Below are 12,892 nucleotides of genomic sequence, written 5' to 3'. Positions count from 1 at the left end.
CCGTGCGGGCACCCGTCACCACGGACGCGGAGGTCGTCGTGGAAGCGGTCACGGACGCGGACGTCGTCGTCGTGGGCGCGGGTCCCGTCGGGCTGATGCTCGCCGGGGAGCTGCGGCTCGGCGGCGCCGAGGTGATCGTGCTGGACCGGCTCGACGCCCCGACGACCGAGTCCCGCGCGTCCACCCTGCACGCCCGCACCATGGAGATCCTCGACCAGCGCGGGCTGCTCGACGACATCGGGACCCCGCCGGACGAGCCCATGGGCCACTTCGGCGGCCTCCCGCTCGACCTGCGGCTGCCCGGCCCCTATCCCGGGCAGTGGAAGGTCCCGCAGACCCGCATGGAAGCGGTCCTCGGCGCCTGGGCCGTACGGCTCGGCGCCGAGGTGCGGCGCGGCCACCGGGTCACCGGCCTCCAGTGCCACCCGGACCGGGTCACGGTCGAGGCGGTCGGGCCGGGCGGTGCCACGGTACGGATCACGGCCCCGTACGCCGTCGGGTGCGACGGCGAGGACTCCACCGTGCGCCGGCTCACCGGCGTCGGCTTCCCCGGGACCGACGCCCGACGCGAGCTGATCCGCGCCGACATCGACGGCATCGACATCCGCGGCAGACGCTTCGAACGCCTGCCGCACGGGCTGGCCATCGCGGCCCGCAGGCCCGACGGCGTCACCCGCGTGATGGTCCACCAGTTCGGCCGCGCGCCCCGCGCCGCCGAGGCGTCCTTCACCGACATCGTCGACGCCTGGCGCCAAGTCACCGGCGAGGACCTGTCGGCCGGAACCCCCCTGTGGGTCAACGCGTTCGGCGACGTCTCCCGACAGGCCGACCGCTACCGGCACGGCCGCGTACTCCTCGCCGGGGACGCCGCCCACGCCCAGATGCCGATCGGCGGCCAGGCCCTCAACCTGGGCCTCCAGGACGCGGTCAACCTGGGCTGGAAACTGGCCCGGACGGCCCGCGGCCGGGCGCCGGCCCACCTCCTCGACTCCTACCACGAGGAACGGCACGAGGTGGGCCGCCAGGTCCTCTCCAACATCCGCGCCCAGGCCCGACTGCTGCTCGGCGGGCCCGAGGTGACGGGCCTGCGCGCGGTGATGGGCGAACTGCTCCCGTACGAGGGGGTGCGGGCCCGGCTGGCCGGGATGATCAGCGGCCTGGACATCCGGTACGGCGGCGCGCTCACGGACGCGGGACGGCCGGGCGGCGGTCCGCACGAGCTGGCGGGGCGGAGGCTGCCGCCGATGTCGCTGAGGCTCCGGGCGGCGGAGGACGCTTCGGCGGACGAGGGCGGGACGGAGGGCGCCGGGCAGGACGGTTCGCCGGTGGGCACGGCGGTGAGCACGGCGCAGCTGCTGCGGGCCGCCCGCGGGGTCCTGCTGGTGACGGCGGACGAGTCGGAGCGGCGGGACCTCCTCACGGGGACCGCGAGGCCGTTCGGCCGGAGCGTGGACGTCGTGACAGTGTTCCGGCCGGTCGATCCGGCGGGCGATCCGGGAGGCGGGCCGCTGGACGGGGTGGACGCCGTGCTGGTCCGGCCGGACGGCTACGTCGCCTGGGCCGGCACCTCCGCCGCGGGCCTCGAAGCGGCGCTCGCCACCTGGTTCGCACGGGACGCCCGACTCGCAGACATCCCGCCGGCCCCTACGGCCACCTCGAAGACCAGGCCCCCGGAACGACACGCCTCACCCACGGGCCCGTACCCCGGTCCGCACATCGGTTCACACATCGTCCCCCACATCGGCTCACACATCGTCAGGAGAGAGAACATGGGAAAGCTCACCGGAAAGACGGCGCTGGTCACCGGCGCGAGCCGGGGCATGGGCCGGGCCACGGCCGAACGGCTCGCACGGGAAGGGGCGCTCGTCGCCGTCCACTACGCGACCGGCGCGGACGCGGCGGCAGAAGTCGTGGAGCGCATCGAGAAGGACGGCGGACGCGCCTTCGCCGTCCGCGCGGAACTGGGAGTGGCCGGTGGCGTCCACGAACTCTTCCTCGGGCTCGAAGAGGGCCTCAAGGAGCGCACCGGCTCCACGCAGCTCGACATCCTGGTCAACAACGCCGGGGTGATGGGCGGGGTCGCGGCCGAGGACACGACCCCCGAGCAGTTCGACCGCATCTTCGCGGTGAACGCGAAGGCCCCGTTCTTCATCATCCAGCGGGCCCTCACCAACATCCCGGACGGCGGCCGGATCGTCAACATATCGTCCGGTCTGACCCGGTTCGCCAACCCGGACGAGATCGCCTACGCGATGAGCAAGGGCGCCGTCGAGATGCTCGCCCTGCACTTCGCCAAGCTGCTCGGACCGCGCAACATCACCATCAACTCCGTCGCGCCCGGCATCACCCGCAACAGCAACCCGGTCTTCGACATCCCGGAGGCCGTCACGGCCATGGCCGGACTGTCGACCTTCAACCGGGTGGGCGAACCGGAGGACGTCGCCGACGTCATCGCCTTCCTCGTCTCGGACGACGCCCGCTGGGTCACCGGTTCGTTCGTCGACGCGAGCGGCGGCACCCTGCTCGGCTGACCACACGTCCCTGCCCCCTCCGACCCGCTGGAGCGCCGGACCATGACCAGCTCCTTCGTCCCCCCGCACACCGCACCCGCTCCGGCGCACGCCCCGTGGAGCCCCCGGATGTGGGGGCTGCTGGTCGTGCTCGCCGGCAACATGCTCATCGACGCGCTCGAAGTGTCCGTGGCGCTCGTGGCGCTGCCCGCGATCGGCACGGACCTCGGCGCGCCCCTGACCACCATGCAGTGGACCGTCACCGGATTCGCCGCCGGTTTCGGCGGCCTGATGCTCTTCGGCGCCCGGGTCGTGACGCTGCTGGGGCGCCGCCGGGTCTACCTCGCCGCTCTCCTCGGCTTCGCCGCCGCCTCGGTGGTCGGCGCCCTCGCCGAGGACCCCTCGCTCCTCACCGCCACCCGGGTGGTGAAGGGTTTCTGCGCGGCGCTGACCGCACCCACCGGGCTCGCGATCATCGCGACCGCCTTCCCCGAGGGCCCGCCCCGGAACCGGGCCCTCTCCGTCTACACCCTCTTCGGCGCCGGAGGATTCACGGCGGGCCTCCTGCTCTCCGGCTGGCTGACCGACATCAGCTGGCGCCTCACCTTCGCCTTCCCCGCCCCGGCCGTCCTGGTGCTGTTCGTCCTGGGACTGCGGCTGATCCCGGGGGCGGCGGCGGACGGCACGCCGGCGGACAGGGCGGGACTGCCACCGGGCACGGCGGACGGCCGGCCGGGACGCCCCGACGGCGACACCGCACGGCAATTCCCCGGCACGGCTCGCCGGCGCTACGGCTTCGCGAGCGCGGGCGCGTTCCTCGCCGGGCTGCTCGCCCTGATCCAGGGCATCACGTCCGTACCCGCCCACGGGTGGGCCGACCTCCGCTCCACCGGGCTGCTGGCCCTGGCCGGAGTGACGCTCACCCTGTTCGTCGCCCTCGAACGCGCCTCGGCCCGGCCGCTCGTACGGTTCGAGGCCCTCCGCAGCGGCGCGATGATCCGCTCGGCGCTGGGCGCTGCCTGCCTCAACGGCTCCTATCTGGGGATGCTGTTCGTCCTCACCCACCAGCTCCAGAGCCTGGCGGGCTGGTCCCCGCCGCAGGCAGCCGCCGCGTTCCTGCCGGCCGCCGTCCCCCTGATGGTGACCGCGCTGTACTCCGGGCGGATCGTCGCCCGCTTCGGCGCACCACGCCTGATCGCCGCCGGGGCGGTCCTGCCGTTCGCCGGGTACCTGCTCCTCCTGCGAGCGCCGTGGCCACCGGCGTACGCCACCGGGATCCTGCCCACGATGCTGCTGGTCGGGGCCGGTTTCGTGCTCTCCTTCGCCGCGCTGAACATGCAGGCGACGGCCCACCTTCCGCCCGCCGAGCGGGGGGCGGGCAGCGGCCTCTACCAGACCGCCGTCCAGGTGGGCGCCGCACTCTCGGTGGCCCTGGTGGCCGCGCTGCTCCCCGGGGCCGCCCCGGACGCCGGGGCGACGGCGGCGGAGATCGCGGCGGCCTGCCGCCCGGCGCTCACCCTGGTCGCCGTGGTCGGCGCCCTCGGCCTGCTCACCGCACTCACCGGCCTACGCCCCCGGCGTACGGGCCCGCCCTGACGGGTCCGGGGGCATGTACAGGCGGCCCCTCGGCGGGCGGGCCGCCTGTGGGCCCGTACGGGGGGAACGCGGGTCCGTCGCACGTACGCGCTCCGGCTCTCGCACGTAGGGACACCCATGGACACCGCCCCCGCCCCCGAGTACACCTACGCCCCCGCCCCCACTCACGCCCCCGATCACGCCCGTCCGCCGACCCCGCATCGCCCCCGCCCCGCCCCCGGACACGTGCACGTCTGGCTCGTGCGCCCGCCCCTCGCCGGTCCTCCGGCAGGGGGCCCCGCCCCCCAACCGTCCGGGCTCAGCGCCGCCGAGCTCCGGCGCGCGGCCTCCTTCGCGCACCCGGCCGACCGGGCCGCCTACACGACCGCCCACACGGCACTGCGGCACCTGCTCGGCGGCTACCTCGGCCGGCCGCCCGACGCCCTCGCGTTCGTACGGGAGCCCTGCCCCGGCTGCGGGGGGCCGCACGGCCGGCCCGCCGTGGTCCAGGCCGACGGGCCGCCGCTGCATTTCTCCCTGACGCACACCCGGAGTCTGCTCGCCGTCGCGGTCGCCCCGCGGGTCATCGGCGTGGACGTGGAACGGCTGCCGTCGGCGGAGACCGTCGAGGCGTGCTCCCGCGCGCTGCACCCCGGGGAGCGGGCGGAACTGGAGGCCGCGCCGCCGGGCGCACGCAGGGCGTACTTCGCCCGGCTGTGGACCCGTAAGGAGGCGTACCTCAAGGCCCTGGGCACGGGCCTCTCCCGCCACCCGCGCATCGACTACCTGGGCTCCGACCTCCGTCGCAGGCCCGCCCGTTGGGCGGTCCTCGACCTTCCCGCCGGTCCGGAGCACGCGGCGGCGATCGCGGTGCCCGGCGACCGGCCGGAACACGTCTCCGTCCGCCGGCTGACCGCCGAACCCCCGTACGGCGAAGCCGGTCAGGGCGCGGACCCCGGCAGCACGATCACCCGAAGCTCACGTTGAGGAGCGTGCACCCATGTCGACCGACGAGAAGACCACCACCGCCACACACACCCCTCCCGCCCACACCGCCCCCCAGGCCACGGCGCCGGTCACCTCACGGCCCGTCACCCGTCCGACCGCGCGCGGGCACTGGACGGCCATGGAGCGCCTGGAGGAGCTCGGCCTGATCAAGGAGGAGGTCCGCAAGGGGCCCGATCCGCTGGCCACCGAACGCCAGCACGCCAAGGGCAAGCTGACCTGCCGCGAACGGATCGACCTGCTCCTCGACGAGGGCACGTTCACCGAGGTCGAGCCGCTGCGCAGGCACCGGGCCACCGGCTTCGGCCTGGAGGACAAGCGTCCCTACACGGACGGGGTCGTCACCGGCTGGGGCACGGTCCACGGGCGGACCGTCTTCCTGTACGCCCATGACTTCCGGATCTTCGGAGGGGCCCTCGGCGAGGCGCACGCGGCCAAGATCCACAAGATCATGGACATGGCCCTGGCGGCCGGCGCCCCGCTGGTCTCGCTCAACGACGGTGCGGGCGCCCGTATCCAGGAGGGGGTCTCCGCCCTCGCCGGGTACGGCGGCATCTTCCTCCGCAACACCAAGGCGTCCGGGGTGATCCCGCAGATCTCCGTCATGCTCGGACCGTGCGCGGGGGGCGCCGCCTACTCGCCGGCGCTGACCGACTTCGTCTTCATGGTCCGCGGGATCTCGCAGATGTTCATCACCGGCCCGGACGTCGTGCGGTCCGTGACGGGTGAGGAGATCACCCAGGACGGTCTGGGCGGCGCCGACGTCCACTCGTCGACCTCCGGCGTGGCGCACTTCGCGTACGACGACGTGCGCGCCTGCATGGAGGACGTACGTCATCTGCTGTCGCTGCTGCCCGCCAACAACCGGGACCTGCCCCCCGGCGCCCCGGCCTCCGATCCCGTGGACCGGACGACCGACCGGCTGCTGGAGCTGGTGCCCGACGATCCGCAGCGGGTGTACGACATCCGGACCGTGATCGAGGAGATCGTCGACGACGGCGACTACTTCGAGGTGCATCCGGCCTGGGCCGCCAACATCGTCTGCGCCCTGTCCCGGATGGGCGGCGAGGTCGTGGGCATCGTCGCCAACCAGCCCGCCTGCACCGCGGGCGTGCTCGACATCGACGCCTCGGAGAAGGCGGCGCGGTTCGTCCAGTTCTGCGACGCGTTCAACATCCCCCTGGTCACCCTGATCGACGTACCGGGCTTCCTGCCGGGCGTGGACCAGGAGCACAACGGCATCATCCGGCGGGGCGCGAAGCTGCTCTACGCGTACTGCAACGCCACCGTGCCCCGGATCTCCCTTGTCCTGCGCAAGGCGTACGGCGGCGCGTACATCGTGATGGACTCCCGCTCCATCGGCACCGACCTCGCGCTCGCCTGGCCCTCCAACGAGATCGCCGTCATGGGCGCGGAGGGAGCGGCCAATGTCATCTTCCGCCGCGAGATCAACGCCGCCGACGACCCGGACGCGGTACGGCAACAGAAGATCAAGGAGTACCAGGTCGAGCTGATGCACCCGTACTACGCGGCCGAACGCGGGCTCGTGGACGACGTGATCGACCCGCGCGAGACCCGGCGGATCATCATCCGGTCGCTGGCGATGCTGCGGAACAAACACGCCGACCTGCCGTCGCGCAAGCACGGCAACCCGCCGCAGTGAGCACGCCCGGCGGGGAGGGGACCGCCACCACGTTCCGCATCGTGCGGGGTCAGCCCACCGCGGCCGACCTCGCGGCCCTGACCGCGATCCTGCTCAGCCGCTTCGCGGCAGCGGAACCGCACGGCGCCGACGACACCGGACCCCCGCGCACGGCCGGCTGGCGCCGCCCGGAACGAGCGGCCCCGCACCGGGACCCCCGCGGCTGGCGCACCTCGGGCAGCGGCACGGGCTGACGGCGGGCCCCCGGACCCCGACACCCGGACGCCCGGCTCCGCCCCCGGGAGCCGGGGCCCCGGGGTCCGGTCCGCACCTGGGCCTCGGCCGCACCTGGGCCTCGGTCCGCACCTGGGTCTCGGGCCCGCCCCCCGGCGTCCGGCGCCCGCACCTGGGCCTCGGCCCGCACTCCGGCGTCCGGCGCCCGCACCTCTGCGGCCCGTGCGCACCCCGCACCCCGGCGTCCGGCGCCCGCACCTGATCTCCGGCCCGCACTCCGGGGCCCGGCGCCCGGCCCGCAGGCCGCCCGCCCCCCCCCGTACCCCCCCACCACCCCTCCGTGCGAAAGGAGTTCCGCTCCGATGCCCCAGCTGTCACCGGTCGCCACCGCGATCGCCACCGCGACGACCACCGTCGCCGCCTCCCCCCGGATCCGCGCGATCACCCTGCACGCCGACGGTCTCCCCCTGTCCGCCCTGCTCGCCGAGCCGATGGACGTGGCGCCGCGTGCGGTCCTGGTCGCCCTGCACGGGGGAGGCATGCGCGCCGGGTACTTCGACAGCCGCGCCCTCCCCGGTCTGTCGCTGCTCGCGCTGGGAGCCCGGCTCGGCTACACCGTGCTCGCCGTCGACCGGCCAGGTTACGGACTCTCCGCCGCGCGGCTGCCCCGGGGCCTGGCGCTGGAGGACTCGGCACCGGTCCTGCGGGCCGCCCTGGCGGACTTCTCGGCGCGGTACGACACCGGAGCCGGGTTCTTCCTCGTCGCCCACAGCTACGGGGGCAAGTCCGCCCTGGCGGCCGCCGACGCGCTCGGCGACGCGCTGATCGGCCTGGACATCTCCGGGCTCGGCAGCCGCCTCGCCGTCGCCCCGCACCAGCTCCCGGGCCCCGGCGGGCACGGCGAGTGGCGCAAGCACTGGGGCGCCCTGCGCCTCTACCCGCCGGACGCCTTCCGCCTGGGCCAGGCGCTCATCTCCCCCGTCCCGGAGATCGAGGCGGCGCAGGGACCGGCGTGGCCGGAGGTGTATCCGGAGCTGGCCGCACGGGTACGGGTGCCCGTCCGGTTCACGTTCGCCGAGCAGGAGCAGTGGTGGCGGTACGACGAGGAGGCGGTGGCCGACCTGACCCGGCCGTTCGTGTCGGCCCCGGTCCGCGTCGACCACCAGCCCGACGCCGGCCACAACATCAGCCTCGGCTGGGCGGCCCGCACGTACCACCTGCGGGTCTGCGGATTCCTGGAGGAGTGTCTCCTCGCACGCGACGCGGCTCTGCCGAGACGCCGTCCCGCGGGGGCCGCCGTATGAACACGGGAGGCACCATGCAGTACCTCACCCTCGACCACGACCTGCCGCTGCGCTGCACCCCTCTGCCGCAGCGCCCGCCCGTCCTCGCGCCCCCGCCCCCGCCCACGGGCCCGGCGCGGACGCCCGCGCCCCGGATTCCGCAGCGGCCGCCGCGCCCCGCCCTCCTGGCCGGTGAGGACCTGGACACCCCCGACCAGCACGTCTTCCGCGGCACCGACTGAGCCCCGCCACCGCTCGGCCGACCCCGACCCCCGGCCGACGCTCACCGCCCGGTCGAGCGGGGCTGGGTCGTGGGGATGCGGTGGGTGAAGAACAGGGCGACGAGTGCGGCGAAGGCGAGAACGGCGAGTGCGGCGCGCAGCCCGTCGAGCCGCGCCGCGGTGTTCGCGTCCAGCGCCTCCCGCGTCAGGCTCTCGCTGGTGCCTGCTTCGTCGAGTGCGCTCTTCAGCTGGGCGTCGGAGAGGAACGGCACGCCGCTCTGGAGCTCGACGGCCGTCCTGCTCTTCACACTGGCCGGAACCGCCGGATTCTGTTCCACGCTCGCCAGGAAGGACGAGGTGAGGGAGGCGATCAGGATCGATCCGGCGAGTGCGGTGCCGATCGAGGCACCGAGGTTGGTCACGGCGTTCTGGACGCCTCCGACCTCCGCGCTCTGTTCCTCCGGCAACGCGGAGACGGTGACGGATCCCAGCTGGGAGGCGAGTGCGCCCATCCCCAACCCGATCAGGAGCATGGGGACCGTGACCACCTCCGCGCCGGCGTCCGCGTCGAGTGCGGCCATCAGGGTCACCGCGCCGAGGAGCAGCGCGGTGACCCCGCTCCGTACCACCCGCCGGGGTGAGACGTCCGGGAGGAAGCGCGGGATGAGGACCGCGGCGGCGAGCAGGGTCGCCGAGAGCGGCAGCAGCCGGACACCCGTGGCGAGTGCGGACAGGCCCAGGGCGACGGAGAGGTAGAGCGGGACGACGAAGAACACGCCCATCTGGACGAGGTACTGGAAGAAGAACATCGTCAGCCCGCCGCTCAGCTGCTTGTTCTGCAGCATGGCGGGGTCGAGGAGCGGTTCCCTGCGCCGGTGGACGAGGCGGGCCTCCCAGCGGAGGAACAGCCACGTGACGCCGGTCCCCAGCAGCATCAGCCACACCGTCAGGGAGACCCCGAGCAGTGCGGGCGCGCCGGGTTTGGGCTGGAACCAGCCCCACTCGCCCGACCGGAGCACCCCGTAGACGAAGCTACCGAGCCCGAGGGCGGAGAGCACCGTGCCGACGAGGTCGATCTGCGGCCGTTCGTCACTCACCGCGTCGGCGATCGGGCGGGCGAGGAAGAGGATGCCCAGGACCACGAGGACCTCGCCGGCGAACACCCAGCGCCAGGAGAAGTACGTCGTCGCGACACCACCGACGAGCGGGCCGACCGCGATGGCGATCGCGCCGGCCGCGGCGACCAGACCGTAGGCGGCGGGACGGCGCTCCGTGGCGAAGTTGCCCGCCACGAGCGCCACGATCGCCGGAAGGATCAACGCGGCCCCGATGCCTTCCAGGAGCGCCCAGCCGACGAGCAGGACGGGAAGGTTGGGGGCGAGGGCGGTGGTCAGGGAACCGCATCCGTAGACGGCGCACCCGATCATGAACGCGCGCTTGCGACCGATCAGGGCTCCGACCTTGCCGCCGGGGATCATGAACATCGCCATCACGAGGGTGTAGGCCGTGATGGCCCCCTGGATCCCCGCCACCGTCGTGCCGACGTCCTCGGCCACCGTCGCGATGGAGACGTTCATGACGGAGCTGTCGAGCGCCATCAGGAACTGACCGGCGGCCAGCGTCAGCAGGACGATTCGGGCCTTCGCAGAGCCTTCGGCCACGCCTTTTTGTGATGCCATGACCGTATTGTTGCCGCGCTTCGGGGTCACACCGCGCGACCCGCCGCGCACGGCGGCACGCGGTCGTCCTCCCGCCGGCGGAGTCAGAAGCCCGGCGGAGTCAGAAGCCCGGCGGCCCGGCGGCCCGGCGGCCCGGACCAAGGCGTCCCGGCCCGTCCGGGTCAGGCCGCCGGCAGTTCCTCCGCGGGGAGCCGGCCCGCGCGCACCGCGTCCACCAGGGCTCGGTGGTCACGCTCGTTCTGGTCGGCGTACGCCTCCGCGAAGGTGGCGAGGGCGCGGTCGAACGATTCGCCACCGCCCAGATAGGCGGCGATGGCGATCCGGTCGCCGGACCGGGCGTGGGCACGGGCCAGCGTGACGCCGCACAGTTCGCCGAACGCCTCCATGCGCCTCGGATTCATCGTCTCCGGCATGGCGATGCCCTTCCAGTCGCGCAGCTGGCGCACGTAGAAGTCCCGCTGTCTGCCGTCGATCCCGTCCACCCGTTCCCAGCCGAGGAGGATGTCGCTCGTGGCCTGCATCAGCCGCTGGCCCGAGACGACCCGCTCGCCCTGGTTGTGGTAACGGCTCGCGCCGACGTACGGGGCGAGTACGGAGGTGTCGGCCTCCTTGGCCTGGAGGAACAGCGGGTCCCGGTCGTCCCGGCCGAGCAGCAGGAAGATCCAGCAGCGGGTGCCGACGCTGCCGACGCCGACCACCTTGCGCGCGACGTCCACCAGGCGGTAGTCCTCCAGGAGCGTGCGCCGGTCGGAGGACAGGGTGCGGCCGTACCGCTCGATCAGGCCGCGGAACTGGCGCTCCAGCGCGCCGCGCTCGACGTCCGGCAGCAGGTCGCCGATCGGGACCAGCAGCGGAGGGTCCGCCGCGATCATGGGCTTGCCGTCGACCGAGTGGGTGACCTTGGCGAAGGCCTGCAGGCTGTCGCGCGAGCGGGCCTTCTCCATGGCGCGGGCCAGTCTCTTCCGTCCGCTCTTGTGGAGCCGGTCCGCGCCCAGCTTCTCGAGGCCGGCCGCGTCGATCTTCGCGTACCAGACGTCGATGGTGCGCATGCCCGCGAAGCGGATCATCGCCTCGCGGTACGAGCGGACCGTCGAGCGGACGATGCGAGCACGCTCGGCGTCGTCGAAGCCGTTCGCCCGGCCCGCGATGACGAAGCTCGCCGACAGCCGCTTGACGTCCCACTCCCAGGGCCCCGGATGCGTCTCGTCGAAGTCGTTGATGTCGAACATCAACTGCCTCTCGGGCGAGGCGAGCAGCCGGAAGTTGAGCAGGTGGGCGTCCCCGCACAGCTGGGCCGTGAGACCGGAGCGCGGGGTGCCGGCCAGGTCGGAGGCCATGATCGCGGCGGCGCCGCGGTAGAAGCGGAACGGGGACTCGGTCATACGGCCGTAGCGGATCGGTACGAGCTCGGGGAGCCGGGTCGCCGACTGCGCCTCCAGGATCGTCAGCGGGTCGGTCCTGTCCGCGGACGGCTGGTACACGGCGTGGCCCGACCGCGGTGAGCGGCGCCGGGCCTCCTTGCCGAGCGCCGCGCGTTCCGCGGGTGTGGCGTGGCGTGCCGCGCGCATCGCCGGGGTCGCGTTCTGGGGCATCGAAACGTCTCCTGCCTGGCTCTGCCGACCGTTCGGGACATCCGGCGCAGGGCCGTTCGGGCCACTCGGCGCAGGGCCGCCCGGGACGTCCGGCAGAACGGCCCACGGCCTTCGTCCGGCTTCGCTCAGTCCTTCTCGGGGGCGGACGGCTCGGCGCTGCCCGCCTTGCTGCCGGTACCGCTCCGGGCGGCGCCGGCGCTGCTCCGTCCGGACTTGGCGGGCGTGCTCTTCTGCCTCCGAGCGGTCCTCTTCTCCGGGGCCGCCGCCCCCTGTGACGGGGCCCTCCGGCCCGCGGTCGGCCACGTGAACTCGATCTCCAGCTCGACCTCCCCGTCGCCGATCTCGACCTCCACCTCGCCGCGAAGGTCGTCGGGAATCTTCAGGCTCAGCGTCCCGAGGCCGAATTCCATGTCGACCTCACCGCCCTTCCGCAGCGCTTCCGCGAGCGCCGCGAGCTGGTCGGCCGCCTCAAGGCGTGACATCGAACGCTTCTGTTCGAACTTGAGATCCTTCATGTGCCGTTTCCGATCCGGTAGGCAGTGGATGACAGCCGCGCGGGTGCGGGTGCGGGTCTGCGGGCCCGAGCGCCGGAGGCGCACACGCACGCCGGACCCGGTCAGCCCGCGAGGACCTTGGCCTTGGCCTGTGCGAACTCGGCTTCCGTGATCGCGCCGCTGCTCCTGAGGTCGGAGAGCCGGGACAGCTCCTCCGCGTGGCCGCCGCCACTCCCGGCGGTCTCGCGCACGTAGGAGCGGAACTCCTCCTCGTTCCGGCGGACCCTGCTCATCTCCCGTTCGCCCATTCCGCGCCCGCGGGCGATCAGATAGACGAACACGCCCAGGAACGGCAGCAGGATCACGAAGACGCTCCACCCCGCCTTGCCCCAGCCGCCCAGCGAGTCGTCGCGGAAGATGTCACCGATGACGCGGAAGAGCAGCATGAACCAGAGGACCCAGCAGAAGATCATGAGCATGGTCCAGAACATGTTCAGCAGCGGGTAGTCCACCGCCAGGTGCACCATCGAGTCGTTCATGGCCGATCTCCTGCCGGTCGTGACGGGCCGTGACCACCTGAACGGAAGCCGTGGCCCGGAGGGACGAACTGCCTCCAGCGTGCGGCGCGGCCGGGCCTTCCGCATTCCGAGCCGGGAA

The 12,892-nt window shown here is 73.5% G+C and carries 11 protein-coding genes; 7 read left to right on the top strand and 4 right to left on the bottom strand.

Annotated features, from left to right (window positions below; translation table 11 throughout):
* The first annotated feature begins 2 nt into the window (after positions 1–2).
* The 7 genes from ABZ567_RS02995 to ABZ567_RS02965 all read left to right on the top strand — a co-directional run bounded on the left by ABZ567_RS02995 (position 3) and on the right by ABZ567_RS02965 (position 8,491).
* Positions 3–2,531, top strand: coding sequence for an SDR family oxidoreductase (locus tag ABZ567_RS02995; RefSeq protein ID WP_360783933.1), 2,529 nt, complete (start codon positions 3–5; stop codon positions 2,529–2,531).
* A 42-nt stretch (positions 2,532–2,573) separates the two neighbouring features.
* Positions 2,574–4,106: an MFS transporter gene (locus tag ABZ567_RS02990; protein ID WP_360783930.1), complete on the top strand. Its 1,533-nt coding sequence runs from the start codon at positions 2,574–2,576 to the stop codon at positions 4,104–4,106.
* Between the two features lie 117 nt (positions 4,107–4,223).
* Complete coding sequence (locus tag ABZ567_RS02985) at positions 4,224–5,072, top strand: 4'-phosphopantetheinyl transferase superfamily protein (protein ID WP_360783928.1); 849 nt, start codon at positions 4,224–4,226, stop codon at positions 5,070–5,072.
* Between the two features lie 139 nt (positions 5,073–5,211).
* Positions 5,212–6,753 carry an acyl-CoA carboxylase subunit beta gene (locus ABZ567_RS02980; protein WP_360785011.1) on the top strand — a complete coding sequence of 514 codons (1,542 nt, stop codon included), beginning with the start codon at positions 5,212–5,214 and terminating at the stop codon, positions 6,751–6,753.
* Positions 6,750–6,986 carry an acyl-CoA carboxylase epsilon subunit gene (locus ABZ567_RS02975; RefSeq protein ID WP_360783925.1) on the top strand — a complete coding sequence of 79 codons (237 nt, stop codon included), beginning with the start codon at positions 6,750–6,752 and terminating at the stop codon, positions 6,984–6,986. Before ABZ567_RS02980 ends, ABZ567_RS02975 begins: the two co-directional genes overlap by 4 nt.
* 342 nt (positions 6,987–7,328) lie before the next feature.
* Complete coding sequence (locus tag ABZ567_RS02970; protein WP_360783922.1) at positions 7,329–8,270, top strand: alpha/beta fold hydrolase; 942 nt, start codon at positions 7,329–7,331, stop codon at positions 8,268–8,270.
* 14 nt (positions 8,271–8,284) lie between these two features.
* Positions 8,285–8,491, top strand: a complete 207-nt coding sequence (locus ABZ567_RS02965) for a hypothetical protein (protein WP_360783919.1) — start codon at positions 8,285–8,287, stop codon at positions 8,489–8,491.
* Positions 8,492–8,532: 41 nt separating this feature from the next.
* Here the strand turns inward: ABZ567_RS02965 and ABZ567_RS02960 are convergent, their stop codons facing one another.
* The 4 genes from ABZ567_RS02960 to ABZ567_RS02945 all read right to left on the bottom strand — a co-directional run bounded on the left by ABZ567_RS02960 (position 8,533) and on the right by ABZ567_RS02945 (position 12,774).
* Positions 8,533–10,149 carry an MFS transporter gene (locus ABZ567_RS02960; RefSeq protein ID WP_360783916.1) on the bottom strand — a complete coding sequence of 539 codons (1,617 nt, stop codon included), beginning with the start codon at positions 10,147–10,149 and terminating at the stop codon, positions 8,533–8,535.
* Between the two features lie 161 nt (positions 10,150–10,310).
* Positions 10,311–11,741: a DUF2252 domain-containing protein gene (locus ABZ567_RS02955; RefSeq protein ID WP_360783913.1), complete on the bottom strand. Its 1,431-nt coding sequence runs from the start codon at positions 11,739–11,741 to the stop codon at positions 10,311–10,313.
* Between the two features lie 125 nt (positions 11,742–11,866).
* Positions 11,867–12,256 (bottom strand): amphi-Trp domain-containing protein, encoded by a 390-nt coding sequence (locus ABZ567_RS02950; protein ID WP_360783912.1) that lies wholly within the window; start codon positions 12,254–12,256, stop codon positions 11,867–11,869.
* Between the two features lie 101 nt (positions 12,257–12,357).
* Positions 12,358–12,774 (bottom strand): SHOCT domain-containing protein, encoded by a 417-nt coding sequence (locus tag ABZ567_RS02945; RefSeq protein WP_360783910.1) that lies wholly within the window; start codon positions 12,772–12,774, stop codon positions 12,358–12,360.
* Positions 12,775–12,892: the final 118 nt, after the last annotated feature.

This window comes from Streptomyces sp. NPDC016459 (assembly GCF_040632845.1).
Lineage (GTDB): Bacteria > Actinomycetota > Actinomycetes > Streptomycetales > Streptomycetaceae > Streptomyces.
This window is presented reverse-complemented; position numbering and strand designations above follow the sequence as displayed.